The sequence below is a fragment of the Flavobacterium tructae genome (assembly GCF_001853485.1).
In the GTDB taxonomy this organism is placed as follows: domain Bacteria; phylum Bacteroidota; class Bacteroidia; order Flavobacteriales; family Flavobacteriaceae; genus Flavobacterium; species Flavobacterium tructae.
This window is the reverse complement of sequence record NZ_MIKE01000022.1, coordinates 507,232-525,823: the sequence shown is the minus strand read 5'-3', so window position 1 is coordinate 525,823 and position 18,592 is coordinate 507,232. Positions and strand designations below refer to the sequence as shown.

The 18,592-nt window shown below is 35.0% G+C and carries 11 protein-coding genes; all 11 read left to right on the top strand.

Translation table 11 applies throughout. The features are described 5' to 3' along the window. The first annotated feature begins 43 nt into the window (after positions 1 to 43). The 11 genes from BHE19_RS09975 to secDF all read left to right on the top strand — a co-directional run bounded on the left by BHE19_RS09975 (position 44) and on the right by secDF (position 18,417). On the top strand, positions 44 to 907 hold the full coding sequence (locus tag BHE19_RS09975) for a PhzF family phenazine biosynthesis protein (protein WP_070906982.1): 864 nt from the start codon (positions 44 to 46) through the stop codon (positions 905 to 907). A 134-nt stretch (positions 908 to 1,041) separates the two neighbouring features. Beyond that, on the top strand, positions 1,042 to 2,793 hold the full coding sequence (locus tag BHE19_RS09970) for a TonB-dependent receptor (RefSeq protein WP_070906981.1): 1,752 nt from the start codon (positions 1,042 to 1,044) through the stop codon (positions 2,791 to 2,793). A 179-nt stretch (positions 2,794 to 2,972) separates the two neighbouring features. After that, positions 2,973 to 3,503 (top strand): GNAT family N-acetyltransferase, encoded by a 531-nt coding sequence (locus BHE19_RS09965; protein WP_083342508.1) that lies wholly within the window; start codon positions 2,973 to 2,975, stop codon positions 3,501 to 3,503. Positions 3,504 to 3,594: 91 nt separating this feature from the next. Next, complete coding sequence (locus tag BHE19_RS09960; RefSeq protein WP_017495362.1) at positions 3,595 to 3,942, top strand: SH3 domain-containing protein; 348 nt, start codon at positions 3,595 to 3,597, stop codon at positions 3,940 to 3,942. Between the two features lie 71 nt (positions 3,943 to 4,013). Beyond that, the gene (locus BHE19_RS09955; protein WP_070906980.1) at positions 4,014 to 4,463 is read left to right on the top strand and encodes a hypothetical protein; all 450 of its coding nucleotides are present in this window, start codon (positions 4,014 to 4,016) and stop codon (positions 4,461 to 4,463) included. 710 nt (positions 4,464 to 5,173) lie between these two features. Continuing rightward, a complete protein-coding gene (gene asnB / locus BHE19_RS09950; RefSeq protein ID WP_070906979.1) occupies positions 5,174 to 6,850 on the top strand; it encodes an asparagine synthase B in 1,677 nt (558 codons plus the stop codon). Between the two features lie 314 nt (positions 6,851 to 7,164). Then, positions 7,165 to 8,778, top strand: a complete 1,614-nt coding sequence (asnB, locus tag BHE19_RS09945; RefSeq protein ID WP_070906978.1) for an asparagine synthase B — start codon at positions 7,165 to 7,167, stop codon at positions 8,776 to 8,778. Between the two features lie 371 nt (positions 8,779 to 9,149). After that, a complete protein-coding gene (locus BHE19_RS09940; RefSeq protein ID WP_070906977.1) occupies positions 9,150 to 11,885 on the top strand; it encodes a M16 family metallopeptidase in 2,736 nt (911 codons plus the stop codon). A gap of 346 nt (positions 11,886 to 12,231) precedes the next feature. Further along, positions 12,232 to 14,172, top strand: coding sequence for a DNA topoisomerase (ATP-hydrolyzing) subunit B (gene gyrB / locus BHE19_RS09935; protein ID WP_017495356.1), 1,941 nt, complete (start codon positions 12,232 to 12,234; stop codon positions 14,170 to 14,172). A 109-nt stretch (positions 14,173 to 14,281) separates the two neighbouring features. Beyond that, complete coding sequence (gene mdh, locus BHE19_RS09930) at positions 14,282 to 15,217, top strand: malate dehydrogenase (RefSeq protein ID WP_017495355.1); 936 nt, start codon at positions 14,282 to 14,284, stop codon at positions 15,215 to 15,217. Between the two features lie 227 nt (positions 15,218 to 15,444). Next, entirely contained in the window at positions 15,445 to 18,417 is a 2,973-nt protein-coding gene (secDF, locus tag BHE19_RS09925) for a protein translocase subunit SecDF (protein WP_070906976.1), read from the top strand. The last annotated feature ends 175 nt before the right edge of the window (positions 18,418 to 18,592 follow it).

Sequence of the window (18,592 nt, the reverse complement as noted above, 5' to 3'; positions counted from 1 at the left end):
TGTATCTTGACTCTTTCATCTAAATAAAAAAAAGAAATAGTTTATGAGTTTACCATTTTATATAGTTGATGTTTTTGCCGATAAAAAATATACAGGAAATCAGTTAGCCGTTTTTACGGAAGCAGAGAATCTAAGTACTGAAGAAATGCAGCAGATGGCACGTGAGATTAATTTTGCAGAAAGCACATTTATAACAAAGCTTGACAGAGAAAAAAACAAAGCAGAGATCAGAATATTTACTCCTGTTCATGAAATGCAGTTTGCAGGACATCCTATAATTGGAACTTCATGGGTTTTAATCAACAAAATATTTGATAATTCCCCTGAGAATATCACATTAGAAGTTCCTATTGGGCCAATTTCGATTCATCAATCTGAAGATTTAATTTGGTTAAAAGCTGCACAGCCTAAGTTTTGGGATATTTATGCAAAGGAAGATTTCACCTTATTCAGCAATCTGAAAAAAGAAGATTTCGAGAATCAATTCCCAATTCAGGAAGTAACGACCGGAAGTGCTTTTGTGATGGTTGGACTGAGCAATAAAAGAGCATTGGAAAATTTGGTTTTAGATAAAGATAAAGCAGATGAATGGATGAAAAACAACTGTAAAACAGCTCACAGAGCCTTATATTTTTATTATTTGGAAGACTCAAAATTGTTTAGCAGAATGTTGTGTATCGAGCACAATCAATTGGTTGAAGATGCAGCAACCGGAAGCGCAAGTACTTGTTTACAGGCTTTTCTTTTAAAATATCATTTGCCTCAATTTGAAATGATCAATTATCAGGGAGATTATATCAATCGTCCGTCTCAAATTTATTTTAAAGGGCAATTGACCGAAAATCAATTTGATATCAAAATAGGAGGGAAAGCTCAGTTTGTCGCAAAAGGAGAGTGGGAAGTTTAAAAGTAAAGAGTAAAGAGTAAAGAGTAAAGAGAATAGAATAAAGAAGGTAGGATTATAGAGTAAAAAGAAAATTTAGAAAAGGAGGGAAGTCGATACTCTTTATTCTATTCCCTTTACTCTCAAAAAAAAGATATATGAAAATTAATTGCCAGAATAAAATCATCATTTTACTAGTAATGTTTGTTGTCCAGCTTTCGTTTTCGCAAAAGAAGAATGAAACAATCGGTACAGAAACTGTAAACGTAGTAAAGCCCTATTCGCCAACGATTTCAGATGCTTTCAAAGTAAAGGAAACTCCTTCGCTTGACGATAGCGGTAATCAGCCCAAAGAAACGATAAAGTACAGTATTTTATCTGTTCCTGTAGCCTCTACCTTTACGCCTTCAAAAGGAAAAGCGGAAGGTGTTGAGAAATCTAAAAAAGAAAAATTATTTAACAATTATGCTACGCTTGGAGTAGGGAATTACGGAACTTTAAACGCTGAATTGTTTGTCAATCAGGATTTAGGAAACAACGATTATGTGGCAGGTATGTTTCGTCACCATTCTTCTCAGGGAGGAATTAAAGGTGTAGAATTAAACGATGAGTTTTATGATACAGCACTGAATGTAGGATATGGGGTAAACAATCGTGATATGTCATGGAATGTCGATTTGGGCTATCAGAATCAATTGTACAACTGGTACGGTTTACCGGCTGATTTTGGGTCAACTTTAGCGGGACAGATGCGTGATGATTTAATAAGAGGAATTAATCCAAATCATTCATATAATACCATTTCTTTAGGCGGTAACGTAGCTTTTGCAGAAGGTGTTTTCAGTAAGATTTCGACTAAGTTTACGCATTTTTCAGATAGTTTTTCGTCATCAGAAAACCGTTTTTATGTAAAACCTTCTTTTAAGGTAGATATAATGGACCAGGCTATCAATACCAATATTATTGTAGATCACGTAAGCGGATCTTTCGAACATAATTATGCGTATGATAATACAAAGCCTTTGAAATACAGTCTGACTAATTTTGGAATTGAACCAAGCTTTGTAATGTTAGAAAATGATTGGACACTGGAGTTGGGAGCAGGCTTGTTTTATGGCTTGGATTCTGAAAACAGCGGAAACAAATTTTATATTTATCCAAAAGTAAATGCTTCCTATAAGCTGGTAGGAGATTTGATGATTTTTTATACAGGAGTAAATGGAGGTTTGAATCAAAATTCCTATGCTGATTTTGTGACTGAAAATCCGTTTTTATCTCCAACACTTTTAGTGAAACCGACCAACAATCAATATACTGTTTTTGCGGGTTTAAAAGGAAAGTTGGCCAACAATGTTAGTTACAATCTTACCGGTTCTTATTTAAATGAAAAAGATAAAGCACTATACAGAAGTAACGATTACACAGAAGATTTTTCTAATCAAAATTATGGTTTTGGAAACTCTTTTGGAGTGATTTATGATGATATCAGAACCTTCCGTTTTTATGGGGAATTAAAAGCTGATTTTTCTCAAAATGTTTCTTTCGGAATTAATGGAACCTTCAATAGTTACAAATATGACGGTATAGAAGCGTGGAATTTGCCTTCTATGAAATTGAGTTCTAATCTGGATGTAAATATCACCAAACAATGGTATGCGGGACTGAATGTTTTCTTTGTGGGAGAACGAAAAGACATGCAGTCGAATGTAAACTTAGGAACCGATCCGGTAATTACAACACTAAAAAGCTATTTTGATGCCAATGCCCATCTGGGGTATAAATACAACGACCGTTTGACTTGTTTCCTGAAATTGAATAATATAGGGAATCAAGCCTATGAAAAATGGCTGAATTACCCGGTACAAGGATTTCAGGTAGTAGTTGGAGCAAACTACAAATTCGATTTTTAAGTTTTTTTTAACCGCAAAGCACGCAAAAGTTTTTTATTTTGCGTTACGCAGATAAAATACAAAGTTCGCAAAGCTATTTCAACATAAAGCTTTGCGAACTTTGCGTTTGCTAAGCGCGTTCATGATAAAAACTTTTGCGTGCTTTGCGGTTAAATAGACAGATAATTAAAATAATTAAGATGAAAATTAAACTCAGACAAGAAAATGAAAAGGACCACAAAAGTGTTTTTGACTTAATTGAAAAAGCTTTTGAAAAAGAAGAATACAGCGATCATAAAGAACAGTTTTTAGTTGAAAGATTAAGAAAATCAGCTGCTTTTATTCCGGAATTATCTATTGTTGCCGAAGTGGAGAATGAAATCGCAGGACATATCTTATTGACGAAATTAGAAATTAAAAACGATACAGAATCTTTTGAATCTTTGGCATTGGCTCCCGTTTCAGTGTTACCAAAATTTCAAGGAAAGGGAATTGGTTCGAAACTTATCGTGTACGCTCATGAAGTCGCGAAAGAATTAGGATTTAAATCAGTTATCTTATTAGGACATCCTGATTATTATCCGAGATTTGGTTATGAACTTTGTGAAAAATACAATATCGAAATGCCTTTCGATGTTCCGGCAGAAAATTGTATGGTGATTCCTTTAACCGAAAATGGATTGTCAGGAGTAAGCGGAAAAGTAGTTTATCCATCGGCTTTCTTTGAATAAAAAATAAAACAAAGAGAAAAAAACTTTGCACCTTTGCAACTTAGAACCTCAGTACCTCCAAAAAAACTCATTTCATTAAAAGAGCTGTATAATGACAGAAGTATTTAAAATTCTTGAAACCTATAAAACACAATATGAAAATCCTATTACTCTCGATAAGGGTGAGATTGTAAAATTAGGAGAAGAGGAAACAGAAGAAAAGTGGAAAGGGTGGATTTGGGCAGATAACGGAATTAATGGAGGCTGGGTACCCATTCAGATACTTGAAATTTCTGAGGATAATAAAGAGGCTAAAGTTTTAGAATATTACACTGCAAAAGAACTCGACGTTGACAAAGACGATGAGATTCTAAAAATTAAGAGTTTGAACGGCTGGACTTGGGTAAGAAAAATTATAAATAATGATGAAGGATGGATTCCTGATGAAATAATAGGTTAAGCGTATTTTTTTTCATTTCTAATTTTAACCTTTGCACCTTTGCAACTCAGAACCTCAGTACCTCAAAAAAAATGACTTTCAAACAAAAAATACATACACATTACCAGCAAATGGTTCAGGATCGAATTGACGTTTTTAGAGACATGATTTCGGCTCTGACCGAAGATTCTAAAAACGATGCCAAAGGTTCTGCCGGAGACAAACATGAAACTGCTTTGTCTATGATGCATATCGAACAGGAAAAATTGACGAATAAATTGAAAGAAGCAATGACTCAAAAAGCAGTTTTAGACAAAATTGATGCTTCAAAAACAACCGAAAATATCATTTCGGGAAGTTTGGTAAAAACCAATGGAATCTTTTTGTATGTAAGTGTGGCACTTCCTAAAATTAATATTGAAGGTACAAATGTTATTGCGCTTTCACCTCAATCTCCTTTGGGAGCACACTTGATGGGAAATCAAGTGGGGTTTACTTTTGAAATTAACGGAACGAAATATCTAATTCAGGAAATTAGTTAAATGGATTCTCTTTATTTAATATGCAGCTTCTCTTTGTTTGGGGCTGTTTTTTTTTGCTTAATTTTTTAAATCTAAATGTGTCGTTCCTCCGGAACTTTGCTTTGATGATTTTTTTTCAACGGATTAAAATCCGTTGCTACAATATATGTCGAGCCCAAGGCTCTTATACCTTGCTCTTTAGAAATTAGGTATTGTTAATTACTTTTTTCAATAGATTGAAATCCGTTGTTACAATATATGTAAAGATCAAGGCTTTTATATACAAGTTCCGGAGGAACGGTTTATTTTGTAGCAACGGATTTTAATCCGTTGAAGAGGCATGAATACCAATTAATAAGTTCCTTAGGAACGATCAATATAAAGTTTATCAATCTTTAGATAATTTCTTCCTAAACTTCGGGATTGATTGAAACAATAATTTCAGAACAGTATTTATTCTTCCCTTTGAGAATCTGTTAATGATTCTGATATTTGCTGTGATTTAACTTAAATATTTTTCTGTTAGTTTGCTTTTTTTTCTTTTATGAAGCTTAAAATTGAAATTTTTAAGTTTGAGGCTTTTTTAAATGCTTAAATTTTATGTTTTGTATGTAAAAATCGATTTTTGATTTTAAATTGTAATTAAAAATAACTCATGTGTTTTTCAATTGTAACTGATATCGCATCTTTGCTTCATCAAGTTAAAATTTTATAATTAAAAATATATAGTTATGTGTGGAATCGTATGCGCCTTTGATCTAAAGCAAAAAGCTGAGACTTTAAGACCTCAGGTTTTGGAAATGTCTAAAATTATCCGTCACCGCGGACCGGACTGGAGTGGAATATATAGTAATGATAAAGCAATTTTATCACACGAGCGTTTGGCGATTGTAGATCCGGCCTCAGGAAAACAGCCATTATTTACCGAAGATAAAAAACTGGTTTTGGCTGCAAACGGTGAAATTTATAACCACAGAGAATTACGTAAACAATTTCAGGGAAAATACAACTTTCAGACCGAAAGTGACTGTGAAGTAATCTTAGCACTTTACAGAGAAAAAGGACCTCATTTTGTAGATGAAATGAATGGAATCTTTGGATTTGCAATCTATGATGTAGAGAAAGATGAGTATTTTATAGCTCGTGATCACATGGGAATTATTCCATTGTACATTGGTTGGGACCAGCACGGAACGTTCTATGTTGCTTCTGAATTAAAAGCTTTGGAAGGGTACTGTACAAAAATCCAACTGTTTCCTCCGGGACATTATATGACCAGTAAAGATGGCGAATTTGTACAATGGTACAAAAGAGACTGGACAGAATATGAAGCTGTAAAAGACAATGAAACCAGTATTCCTGAAATCAAAAAAGCGCTTGAAGCAGCAGTTCACAGACAATTAATGAGTGATGTTCCTTACGGAGTTTTACTTTCAGGAGGTTTGGACTCGTCTATTACTTCGGCTGTAGCCAAAAAATTTGCACAAAAACGTATCGAGTCAGATGATACAACAGATGCGTGGTATCCGCAATTGCACTCTTTTTCAGTGGGTTTAGAAGGATCACCTGATTTAGCAGCAGCGCAGGTTGTTGCAAAACACATCGGAACCATTCATCATGAAATTAAATTTACCATTCAGGAAGGATTGGACGCTGTTCGTGACGTGATTTACAACTTAGAAACTTATGATGTAACAACCGTTAGAGCCTCGACACCCATGTGGTTAATGGCGAGAGTGATCAAATCAATGGGAATCAAAATGGTATTGTCAGGAGAAGGAGCAGACGAATTGTTCGGAGGGTATCTGTATTTCCATAAAGCACCAAACGCGAGAGAATTCCACGAAGAAAACGTTCGTAAATTAGGTAAATTACACATGTACGATTGTTTACGTGCCAATAAGAGTTTAGCAGCCTGGGGAATTGAAGGACGTGTTCCGTTTTTGGATAAAGAATTTATGGATGTTGCCATGAGAATCAACCCACAAGATAAAATGATCAACAAAGAGCATCCAATGGAAAAATGGGTCGTTCGTAAAGCATTTGAAGACATGTTACCTGAAAGTGTTGCCTGGAGACAAAAAGAACAATTTTCAGACGGTGTTGGATACAGCTGGATTGATACTTTGAAAGAAGTGGTAGCCCAAGAAGTTTCAGATGAACAATTGGCCAATGCAAAGTATAAGTTCCCATTGCAGACACCAACGTCTAAAGAAGAATATTACTATCGTTCTATTTTTGCAGAACATTTTCCAAGTGATGCCGCTGCATTATGCGTACCTCAGGAAGCAAGTGTAGCGTGTAGTACAAAAATTGCTTTAGAATGGGATGAGGCTTTCAAAAACATGAATGACCCTTCAGGAAGAGCTGTAGCCAGTGTGCATGATGATGCATACGCTAAAGCATAAAAAAGTATTTTTAGAATTAGTATATATATTTTCGAAAGACGTTCTCAGTACTGGGAACGTTTTTCTTGTCTTAGAATGTTAAATTGTGTTATTTCAGTTAGTTAAAAGTTTTTTTAAGCAATGATCTGATTTTACTTTTTTATATTTGGCATTTGTCGAAATAAAAATGGAAACAACTAAAAATGTAGCTGAATAAGTACATAAAATTCAGAAATAATATTTAGCTTAGCCAAACATTAGAAAAATATTAAATATTGGATTAACGTATTTAATATCCAAAAAAATAAAGGGAATAATAAAAAATATAGAACAGTATGTCTGGATTATTAGCTGTTATAGGTAAAGGTAAAGACCCGCAACTCGTAAAAGAGCTTTCTGCAAGAATGTCGCATCGTGGTCCTGATGAAAGTGATTTGCATATTATGGAAAATGGCAGTATCATTTGCCATGAAAGTTTGTCGATTATTGATTTAAAATCAGGTAAGCAGCCTATTCAGGGAACTAACAAGGTCTGGATGGTGCATGATGGAGAGATTTACAATTATCAGGAACTAAAAGATACAGTCTTAAAAGAGCATAGCTTCAGAACAAAATCAGATTCAGAAGTTATCGTGCATTTGTACGAAGAATTTGGGCATAAGTTTTGTCATATGCTGGATGGTGATTTTGCTTTTGTAATTGTTGACGGAGATAATTACATAGCAGCCAGAGATGCAGTTGGTGTAAAACCGTTGTATTATGGACTGGATGAGAGAGGGAGAATTTATTTTTCATCAGAAATGAAGTCCATTTCTGATCAGTGCAAATCCTTTTCAACTTTTCCTCCGGGACACTATTATACAGGTAAAACCGGTTTTGTAAAATACTACAATCCCGAATATGAAGACCACTCCAAAGCCAATCAAAAATTAGATTTAGATTTAATTCGTAATACTTTAATTGAAGCAACCCGTAAACGTTTAATGAGCGAAGTTCCTGTGGGAGTATTACTTTCAGGAGGATTAGACTCTTCATTAACGTCAGCAATTGCTGCGCGATTATTGAAAGAAAACGGAGAAAAACTGCATTCGTTTTCTATCGGATTAGATGCTGATGCACCTGATAATAAAGCGGCGAGATCTGCGGCAGCATTTTTAGGGACAGAGCATCATGAAATCTATTTTACAATTGAAGAAGGAATCGAGGTTTTAGAAAAAGTAATCTATCATATTGAAACTTATGATATTATCTCGGTGCGATCAGGGGTGCCCTTGTATCTGTTGTCAAAGGTAATTGCTGATAAAGGAATTAAAGTAATTCTTTCCGGTGAAGGTGCCGATGAGGTTTTTGGAGGTCATTTGTATTTTAGAAATGCACCATCAGCAGAGGAATTTCAGGACGAAACGATCGAAAGAGTACAAAAATTGTTTACTGCTGATTTGCTGCGTGCTGATAAAATACCAATGGCACATGGACTGGAAGCGAGAATTCCGTTTTTGGACAAAGAATTTTTAGAGGCGTCAATCCGAATTAAAACCATAGAAAAACAACCAAAAACCTACGATGGAATTGAAAAATACATTTTAAGAAAAGCTTTTGATACACCAGACGATCCTTATTTGCCAGAGGAAGTTTTATGGAGACAAAAAGAACAGTTTTCGGATGGAGTGGGATACAACTGGGTAGATGAATTGATTGAATTCTGCGCCGCACAGGTTTCAGACGAACAGCTTGCAGGTGCAAGCATAGAATTTCCATATAACTCACCGACAACTAAGGAAGCTTATCTGTACAGATCAATTTTCCATAAATTCTACCCACAGGTTAGTTCAGCACAAACCGTTAGAAAATGGATACCGAAATGGCAGGAAAATCAGGATCCAAGCGGAAGAGCCAATGCAGCGCACGTTAAAGCAGGTGTTGAATCGAAAGCAGGAATTATTGCTTAAAATAGGCAAGGAGTGTTGTTTCTTAATAGAGGGAACAAAATCATTATTGAAAATAAGTTTTAAAAAAAAATCCGGAAAGACATGTCAAATGTAGTTCCGGATTTTTTTATGATTTGAAAGAAGGAAAACTTTTAGTTATTAAAACTCAAATTCCAAATTCCAAATTCCAAATTCCAAATTTCAAAACTTGAAACTTGAAACTTGAAACTTGAAACCTGAAACCTGAAACTTGAAACCTGAAACTTGTAATTTGAAAATTAAGATTTGAATCCTTGAACATTTCTAAAAACTAAGTTAATTATCGCTCATCGTGTTTAGGAAAAATATTATATTTGGTTACCATTAATAACTAACCATTTTAAACTTTATCTATGAGAAACTTATTGCTTAGCAGTGTTTTGTGCTGCTCGCTAGCTTCATTAAGTCCGGTGTGCGCACAAAAAACTGACGTGCCAAAATATATTAAAAATGTCGAAGGAGTAAAAGAATATTCCCTGAATAACGGATTGAAAGTGCTCTTGATTCCGGATGCTTCCCAAAGTAATATGGTGGTAAATATTGTTTACAATGTTGGCTCCAGAAACGAAGGTTACGGAGAAAAAGGAATGGCCCACTTGTTAGAGCACATGCTTTTTAAGAGTACCAAAAACTTAGGAGATATAAAAAAAATGCTTTCTGAAAAAGGAGGTGCTGCTAATGGTACAACCTGGCTGGATCGTACCAATTATTATGAAGTTTTTCCATCGAATGATGAAAATCTGAAATGGAGTATTGAAATGGAAGCAGACCGAATGATCAATGCGACTATTTTACAGACCGATTTAGATAAAGAATTTTCTGTAGTTAGAAACGAGTTCGAAATAGGAGAAAACAACCCTGACGGTGTTTTACAGGAAAGAATACTTTCTTCGGCTTATTTGTGGCACAATTACGGAAAGAGCACCATTGGAAGTAAAGAAGATATTGAACGCGTAAAAGCTAACAGATTAAGAGTTTTCTATGAAAAATATTATCAGCCGGATAATTCAACTTTGATAATTGCCGGAAAATTTGATGAGAAAAAAGCATTGCAGTATGTAGGTCAATATTTTGGAAGCATTGCAAAACCTAAGAGAGTTTTGGATAAAACGTATACGATAGAGCCGGCGCAGGATGGTGAAAAGTTTGTGGAGCTGAAAAGAGCCGGTGACAGCAAAAATATCGGGGCATTGTACCACACCGCAGCCTATGCAGATAAAGACTATGCAGCCATTGATGCTCTGGGGGAAATTTTAACAGCCGATCCATCTGGTTATTTGTACAAATCACTGGTAGAAACTCAAAAGATTTCCAGTATTTATTATTGGCAGCCAACCACCAGAGATGCCAGTTTTGTGTACTTTGGAGTAGCCGTTCCAAACGATAAAGATGTTGTAGCAACAAAAGAACTGGTAAGAGCTGAACTGGATAAAATTGGATCAACCAAATACACGGATGAAGACGTAAGCAGAGCTAAAGCTAAAATTATCAAGCAAATTGAAGGGGTTAAAAATAACACTATTTCTTTTGCCATAAATCTTACCGAAATTATTGGTGCAGGTGATTACAGGTTAGGTTTCCTGTATAGAGATGCAATCGAAAAACTTACAAAAGAGGACATACAAAGAGTTGCTGAAAAGTATTTTAAAAGTAACAACAGAACTGTGGGAGTATTTATTCCTTCAAAAGACGAACAAAGAGTTAAGCCAGTCGAATATACTGACGAGCAATTAGCAGCTTTTACTAAAGATTACAAAGGAAAAGCACTTGAAAAAGAAACAGCTCCGTTTGAAGCTTCTATTAAAAATCTGAAACAAAATTTTGTTGAAGGAAAGTTAAGTAATGGCGCTAAGTATGGCTTGATTAAAAAAGAAATTAAAGGAGGAAAAGTTCAGGCAGCGTTTAAATTTCCGGTAAGTAATGAAAAGGATTTATCTGGAAAATCAGATGTTGGTGCTATTTTGGCTCAATTGTTAAAGACCGGAACAACTACCCGTACAAAAGAACAAATTAGTGATCGTTTAGATGTTCTGAAATCAAGTTTGTCATTTGGTTTTTCAGGACAAACATTAACGGTGAATGTTAGTACCTATAAAGAAAGTTTTAAGGAAGTAATGGAGATTTTAGGAGATTTATTGACTAATGCTACTTTTCCGCAAAATGAGTTAACCAAAACAATCAGTGAATATAACACCTACTTAGAATCGAATTTAAATGATCCTAATTCTCTGGCATTTATCGAAGTTTCAAGACAAACCTCTAAATATCCAAAAGAGAGTATTTTTTACACTGCGACCGTTCAGGAACAAATTGATGCTTACAAAAAGATAAAACAGCCGGAACTTATTGATTTCTATAAAAATATTTTAGGAGGAAATAATGGAGTAGGGACTGTAGTGGGAGATTTAGAATCGAAATCTACAGCTCAGATTTTAGAGAGTACTTTTGGTAAATGGAATTCTAAATCAAAATATGAAAGAGCAATACCGACTTATTTTGAAACACAGAAAGCCGATAAAGAGTATATTACTCCTGATAAAGAAAATGCGGTTGCTGTGGGTAAAATCAGTTTTAAAATGACTCAGAAAGATGCTGATTATCCTGCTTTTGTGATGGCCAATGAAATGTTAGGAAGCGGAGGTTTTCTAAGCGCAAGAATACCGATGCGATTGAGAGAAAAAGAAGGAATCAGCTACGGAGCAGGGTCGTTCGTAAATGTACCCATCACCAATGATGTTTCGTATTGGGCTTATTACGCATTTTTAAATCCAACGAAGAAAAATGCCGTTGAGATTGCTGCAAAAGAAGAAATTGCAAAAGCATTAAAAGATGGCTTCACAGCAGAAGAGTTAAAATCAAATCTTGTGAGCTGGCTTAATGAAAGAAAAACACGATTGGGTGATGACGGAACTTTAATGGATTTGACCAATGTTTATCTGCAATACGGAGTTCCTTTGGAAGATTATGATGCTCTTGAAGCTAAAGTTAAAGCCTTGAAAATCGAAGAGGTAAATGCGGTTGCGAAAAAGTACTTAAGTTTAGATAAAATGACTTCTGTTTATGTTGGAGATTTTAATAAAAAACAATAAAAATTAATATAAAAATTCCAAAACCCAAATTCCAATTTAGGGGGAATTCATAGAAACCGAAATGCATTTTTATAATGTTATTTCGGTTTTTTTATACAGTTTAAAAAATAGGCGTTTTGCAATTTAGACTTTATAAAATCAATTGATTTTTTACTGCATTCTAAAATTTTGCAAATTGGAATTTAAGAAAATTGGAATTTAAGTGTTCTTTTAAGTATATTTTTAGGTTTTTCAGACAATTGTGTTGATAACTTAAGTGCTTTAAATCGGAATTTTACGGATATATAATTTGCGTTTTTATATATTTGCGTGTTAGACAATAAATACATTTTTTAGAATAAATTATATGAGCGAAGAAATCAAGAAGAACAATTATTCAGCAGATAGTATTCAGGCATTAGAAGGAATGGAGCACGTAAGAATGCGTCCATCGATGTATATTGGAGATGTGGGAGTTCGAGGGCTTCATCATTTGGTTTATGAAGTTGTAGATAACTCTATTGATGAGGCGATGGGAGGACATTGTGATACCATTGGTGTTGCAATAAACGAAGACGGATCAGTAACAGTTGAGGATAATGGTCGTGGTATTCCGGTTGATTTACATAAAAAAGAAGGCGTTTCGGCACTTGAGGTTGTAATGACTAAAATTGGAGCCGGAGGTAAATTTGATAAAGATTCTTATAAGGTTTCCGGAGGTTTGCACGGAGTAGGGGTTTCGGTTGTAAATGCCCTTTCTGTTCACATGAAATCTACCGTTTTTAGAGAAGGAAAAATCTACGAACAAGAGTACGAGAGAGGTAAATCATTATATCCGGTAAAACAAATAGGAGAAACAGAAAAAAGAGGTACACGTCAGACTTTTTACCCTGATAATACCATTTTTACACAAACTACAGAGTTCTCTTATGATACGTTATCCGCTCGTATGCGTGAGCTTTCTTTTCTGAACAAAGGAATTACAATCACTTTCACAGATAAAAGAGAAGTAAATGAAAAAGGAGAATTCAGAAGCGAAGTTTTTCATTCTACAGAAGGGCTAAAAGAGTATATTCGTTATTTAGACGGTAACCGCGAGCCAATTGTTTCGCATGTAATCAGTATGGATCACGATAAAGGAGAAATTCCGGTTGAAGTGGCGCTGATTTACAATACAAGTTATACAGAAAATATTTTCTCTTACGTAAATAACATCAATACACACGAAGGAGGAACGCATTTACAAGGTTTTAGAAGTGGTTTAACAAGAACCCTTAAAAAATATGCTGATGCATCCGGAATGTTGGATAAATTGAAATTCGAAATTGCGGGAGATGATTTCCGTGAGGGATTAACTGCTATTATCTCGGTAAAAGTTGCAGAGCCTCAATTCGAAGGTCAGACCAAAACAAAGCTAGGAAACAGAGAGGTAGTTTCTCCGGTTTCTCAGGCTGTTGGAGAGATGTTAGAGAATTATCTGGAAGAAAATCCAAATGACGCCAGAGTCATTATTCAAAAAGTAATCTTGGCTGCTCAGGCACGTCACGCGGCTAAGAAAGCTCGTGAAATGGTACAGCGTAAAACCGTTATGGGTGGTGGTGGATTACCGGGAAAACTTTCAGATTGTTCAGAGCAGGATCCTGCAAGATGTGAGGTTTACCTTGTCGAGGGAGACTCGGCGGGTGGAACTGCTAAACAAGGTCGTGACAGAAACTTTCAGGCAATTTTACCCTTACGTGGTAAGATTTTGAATGTGGAGAAAGCGATGCACCATAAAGTATTCGAAAACGAAGAGATTCGAAATATCTTTACTGCTTTAGGGGTAACAGTTGGTACCGCAGAAGACAGTAAAGCCTTAAATATTGAAAAATTAAGATACCACAAGGTAATCATCATGTGTGATGCGGATGTCGATGGTAGTCACATCTCTACCTTAATATTAACGTTCTTCTTCCGTTTCATGAAAGAACTGATCGAAGAAGGTCACGTTTATATCGCTGCACCACCTTTGTACTTGGTTAAAAAAGGAAACAAGAAAGAATATGCGTGGAATGATGTTCAGCGTGATCAGGCCAACGAGAGAATGGGTGGAAGCGCCGCAATTCAGCGTTATAAAGGTCTTGGAGAGATGAACGCGGAGCAATTGTGGGAAACAACAATGGATCCGAACTTCAGAACTCTGCGTCAGGTAACCATTGATAGTTTGGCTGAAGCTGACAGAGTTTTCTCTATGTTAATGGGAGATGAAGTTCCGCCACGTCGAGAATTTATCGAGAAAAATGCAGTTTACGCTAATATCGATGCGTAATAAATTTTAATCATCAATTCGTTTAATTGTTTAAATTTACTTAAACGATTAAACGAATTGTCGATTTATCAAACAAACAAATTAATTAATAACCGATAAAGTATAAAATATGAAAGTTACCATTGTAGGAGCAGGAAATGTTGGAGCTACCTGTGCAGATGTTATTTCTTATAGAGGAATTGCAAGCGAAGTAGTGTTGTTGGATATTAAAGAAGGTTTTGCCGAAGGGAAAGCGTTGGATATTATGCAATGTGCCACAAATACAGGTTTTAATACCAAAGTATCTGGGGTGACCAATGATTATTCTAAAACTGCCGGAAGTGATGTAGTAGTTATTACATCTGGAATTCCAAGAAAACCAGGAATGACCCGTGAAGAATTAATAGGTATAAATGCAGGAATTGTAAAAACAGTTGCCGAAAACGTACTGAAATATTCTCCGGACACTATAATAGTTGTAGTTTCTAATCCAATGGATACGATGACGTATTTGGCATTGAAATCGACCGGAGTACCAAAAAACAGAATTATTGGTATGGGTGGAGCGTTAGACAGTTCTCGTTTCAGAACCTATCTTTCATTAGCTTTAGATAAACCGGCAAACGATATCTCGGCTATGGTTATTGGAGGGCATGGTGACACTACTATGATTCCATTAACCCGTCTGGCCTCTTATAACGGAATTCCGGTAACTGAATTTCTTTCAGAAGAAGTATTGCAAAAAGTAGCTGCTGATACTATGGTGGGTGGAGCGACACTTACAGGTCTTTTGGGAACGTCAGCATGGTATGCGCCAGGAGCTTCTGTAGCTTATCTGGTAGATAGTATTCTGAATGATCAGAAAAAAATGATCGCCTGCTCTGTTTTTGTTGAAGGAGAGTATGGACAAAATGATATCTGTATAGGTGTACCTTGTATAATTGGTAAAAACGGAGTGGAAGAAATATTAGACATTCAGTTAAATGATCATGAAAAAGCCTTATTTGCCAAAAGTGCAGATGCGGTGAGAAGCATGAATGACGCTTTAAAATCGATTTTAGTATAACGAATTTCGTAAAAAGAGGAAAAGGCTGCACTTTTGCAGTCTTTTTTTTGAGATTAATTAATAAATAAATTGGTTAATCTTTTCGTTAATTATATATTTGCTCGGGTTAAAAAAAATGTTGTAATTCGTGATCTTGATTTTTTAGTGCTAAAAAATCATATCAGGGCTTATTCTATGGGACTTTAAAACAAAAACAAACAATAAAAAATAATTAATTTTTAGTAATAATGCAGAATAAAGGACTTATTAAATTTTTCGCAATTCTATTTGCATTGGTAAGTATTTACCAACTCTCGTTCACTTTTGTGGCCAATAGTGTCAAAAGTGAAGCTAAAGCTTTTGCAGGAGATAATCCTGATAAAGAATTAAAATACTTAGATTCTATTGGAAAAGAAAAAGTGTTAAACCTTGGTTTTACTGATTTTACTTATAACGAAGTAAAAAACAAACAACTTAATAAAGGTCTTGACTTAGAAGGTGGAATCAACGTGATTCTTCAAATCTCTGTTAAAGACGTTTTGAAAGGATTAGCAAACAATTCTAAAAATCCGGTATTTAATAAATCATTAGCTGATGCAACTGCAAATTTAGAAGGAAACAAAACCTATTTAAATAAGTTCTTTGAAGCTTTTGAGGCTAACTCAAAAGGATCAGTAAAATTAGCTTCACCTGATATTTTTGCAAACAGAAGTTTACAAGGAGAAGGTGGTGTAGATTTTCAAATGTCTGATGCACAAGTTCAAAAAGTAATTAAGAAAAAAGTTGACGAATCTATCGAAAGTGCTTACAAAGTACTTAGAGAGCGTATCGACAAATTTGGTGTAACGCAACCAAACATCCAAAAATTAGGAGAAACAGGAAGAATCTTAGTAGAGCTTCCAGGTGCTAAGGATGTAGATAGAATTAAGAAATTATTAGGTGGAAAAGCTCAGTTAGAGTTTTGGGAAACTTTTAAAATCGAAGAAATTGGTAACTTCTTAGTAGCTTCTAACGAGGCTTTAAAAAAGACTGAAGTTAAAGTAAAAGAAACTAAAGCTGTTGCTAAAGATTCATTGAATGCATTGTTAACAGATAATGCTAAAGATTCAGTTGATACTAAAAAAGGAAACAACCCATTATTTGACAAAATGTTAGGTCAGGGTGGTGGACCAGTTTTAGGATATTTTGCTCCTAAAGATACTGCTGCTGTAAATGCTTACTTTAAAAGAGCAGATATCAGAGTTTTATTGGGTGCTGACCAACACAATGCAAAATTTGTTTGGAGTAAACCAACTACAATTAAAGATGCAAAAGGAAAAGATATTGAAGCAGTTGAATTATATGCTTTAAAAGGAAATAGAGACAACGTTCCTGCGATGAGCGGTGGAGTAGTTACAGATGCAAAAGATACTTTTGACCAATTAGGAAAACCAGCTGTTTCTATGCAAATGAACAGCCAGGGAGCTAAAGTTTGGGAAGAATTAACAGGAAGAGCTTTCTCTCAAAAAGGATACATTGCTATCGTTTTAGATAATATTGTTTACTCTGCACCAGGTGTTACAAGCGGACCAATTGCCGGAGGTAGATCTGAGATCACTGGATCTTTTGATGTTGCTGAAACTAAAGATTTAGCTAACGTGTTAAATGCAGGTAAATTACCGGCTTCTGCAGATATTATTCAGTCAACAGTTGTAGGACCATCTTTAGGTCAGGCAGCAATTGATGCAGGTACAATTTCTTCTGTATTAGGATTCTTATTGGTTTGTTTATGGATGGTATTCTATTATGGTAAAGCTGGTTGGTATGCTAACCTTGCATTATTATTAAACTTACTTTTCCTTTTCGGAATTATGGCAAGTTTTGGTTTTGTATTGACATTGCCAGGTATTGCAGGTATCGTATTAACATTAGGTACTGCGGTAGATGCGAACATTATTATATTTGAAAGAGCAAAAGAAGAATTGCGTGAAGGTAAATCGTTGTCTGATGCGGTTGTAGCTTCTTACGGATGGCACGGAGCAATGCGTTCTATTATTGATGCAAACGTAACGCACGTTTTAACTGGAGCAATCTTGTTTATTTTTGGTACAGGACCAATTAAAGGTTTTGCATTAACATTATTGATTGGTATCGTAACTTCATTGTTTACATCAATCTTTATCGCAAGAATTTTTATTGACAGAAACATTGCTGGAAAAGGAGATTTAACTTTCTCTACAAGTGTTACTAAAAACTGGTTTACAAACTTCCACTTTGACTTTATTAAAATCAAAAAATTCACATACATCTTCTCTTCAATTGTAGTAGTTGTGAGTTTAGTTTCTATCTTTTTCGTAAACGGATTAGATGAAGGTGTTGATTTTGTTGGAGGAAGAACATTCCAGGTGAAATTTGAAAAACCTGTTGATGCTACTGTAGTATCAGATGAATTGTCTGCTGCTTTCGGTACTCCGGTTGAGGCGAAAATTTTAGGTGATGACGATCAGTTGAAAATCACAACTAAATATAAAATTAAAGAAGACGGTGTAGCTATCGATGAAGAAGTGAACCAAATTTTATACAAGTCGTTAACGAAATATTTCCCTAACACTTCTTACGAAAAATTCATCAACTCATTTGATGGTAAAAGAATTGGTGTTGTACAACAATCTAAAGTTGGAGCTTCTATTTCTGAGGATATCAAAACAAACTCTTACTGGGCTGTATTAGGTGCAATGGCGGTTATTTTCTTATACTTAATGATCTCTTTCCGTAAATGGCAATATTCATTAGGTGCGATTGCAGCGGTAGCACACGACGTTATCTTTGTATTAGGAATCTACTCTTTATGCTACAAATTCATGCCTTTCCACATGGAAATGGATCAGCACTTTATTGCAGCTATCCTTACTGTAATTGGTTACTCTATGAACGATACTGTAATTGTATTTGACAGAATTAGAGAGTTCATCATTGGAAACCGTAAAGGAAGTTTTGAAGATATCGTAAACGCTTCTATTAATACTACATTATCAAGAACGTTGAATACGTCATTAATGATGATCATTGTATTATTAACGATGTTTATCTTTGGTGGAGAATCTATCAGAGGATTTATCTTTGCTATGTTAATTGGTATTGTGGTAGGAACTTATTCATCATTATTTATTGCTACACCGGTATTGGTTGACACAATTTCAAGTGATGACAAACACACAATCGAAGACAAGCACAACGCATAATTAAATGCTTAAGTTATAGAAAAAGATCCGGTGAAAACCGGATCTTTTTTTTGCATTAAAAATGGGTACGATGCATTGGAGTTTTAAGAACAATTTGGTTTGTCTGAGGGAAGGCTGTAGTTTTTTTAATAGAATATTTGTTAAAAATAGATAAGTAAGACTTCCGTCCAAGGTT

Coding starts and splice junctions, on each gene's coding strand:
- BHE19_RS09975 (WP_070906982.1), top strand. CDS start 44: ATGAGTTTACCATTTTATATAGTTGATGTTTTTGCCGATAAAAAATAT.
- BHE19_RS09970 (WP_070906981.1), top strand. CDS start 1,042: ATGAAAATTAATTGCCAGAATAAAATCATCATTTTACTAGTAATGTTT.
- BHE19_RS09965 (WP_083342508.1), top strand. CDS start 2,973: ATGAAAATTAAACTCAGACAAGAAAATGAAAAGGACCACAAAAGTGTT.
- BHE19_RS09960 (WP_017495362.1), top strand. CDS start 3,595: ATGACAGAAGTATTTAAAATTCTTGAAACCTATAAAACACAATATGAA.
- BHE19_RS09955 (WP_070906980.1), top strand. CDS start 4,014: ATGACTTTCAAACAAAAAATACATACACATTACCAGCAAATGGTTCAG.
- asnB (WP_070906979.1), top strand. CDS start 5,174: ATGTGTGGAATCGTATGCGCCTTTGATCTAAAGCAAAAAGCTGAGACT.
- asnB (WP_070906978.1), top strand. CDS start 7,165: ATGTCTGGATTATTAGCTGTTATAGGTAAAGGTAAAGACCCGCAACTC.
- BHE19_RS09940 (WP_070906977.1), top strand. CDS start 9,150: ATGAGAAACTTATTGCTTAGCAGTGTTTTGTGCTGCTCGCTAGCTTCA.
- gyrB (WP_017495356.1), top strand. CDS start 12,232: ATGAGCGAAGAAATCAAGAAGAACAATTATTCAGCAGATAGTATTCAG.
- mdh (WP_017495355.1), top strand. CDS start 14,282: ATGAAAGTTACCATTGTAGGAGCAGGAAATGTTGGAGCTACCTGTGCA.
- secDF (WP_070906976.1), top strand. CDS start 15,445: ATGCAGAATAAAGGACTTATTAAATTTTTCGCAATTCTATTTGCATTG.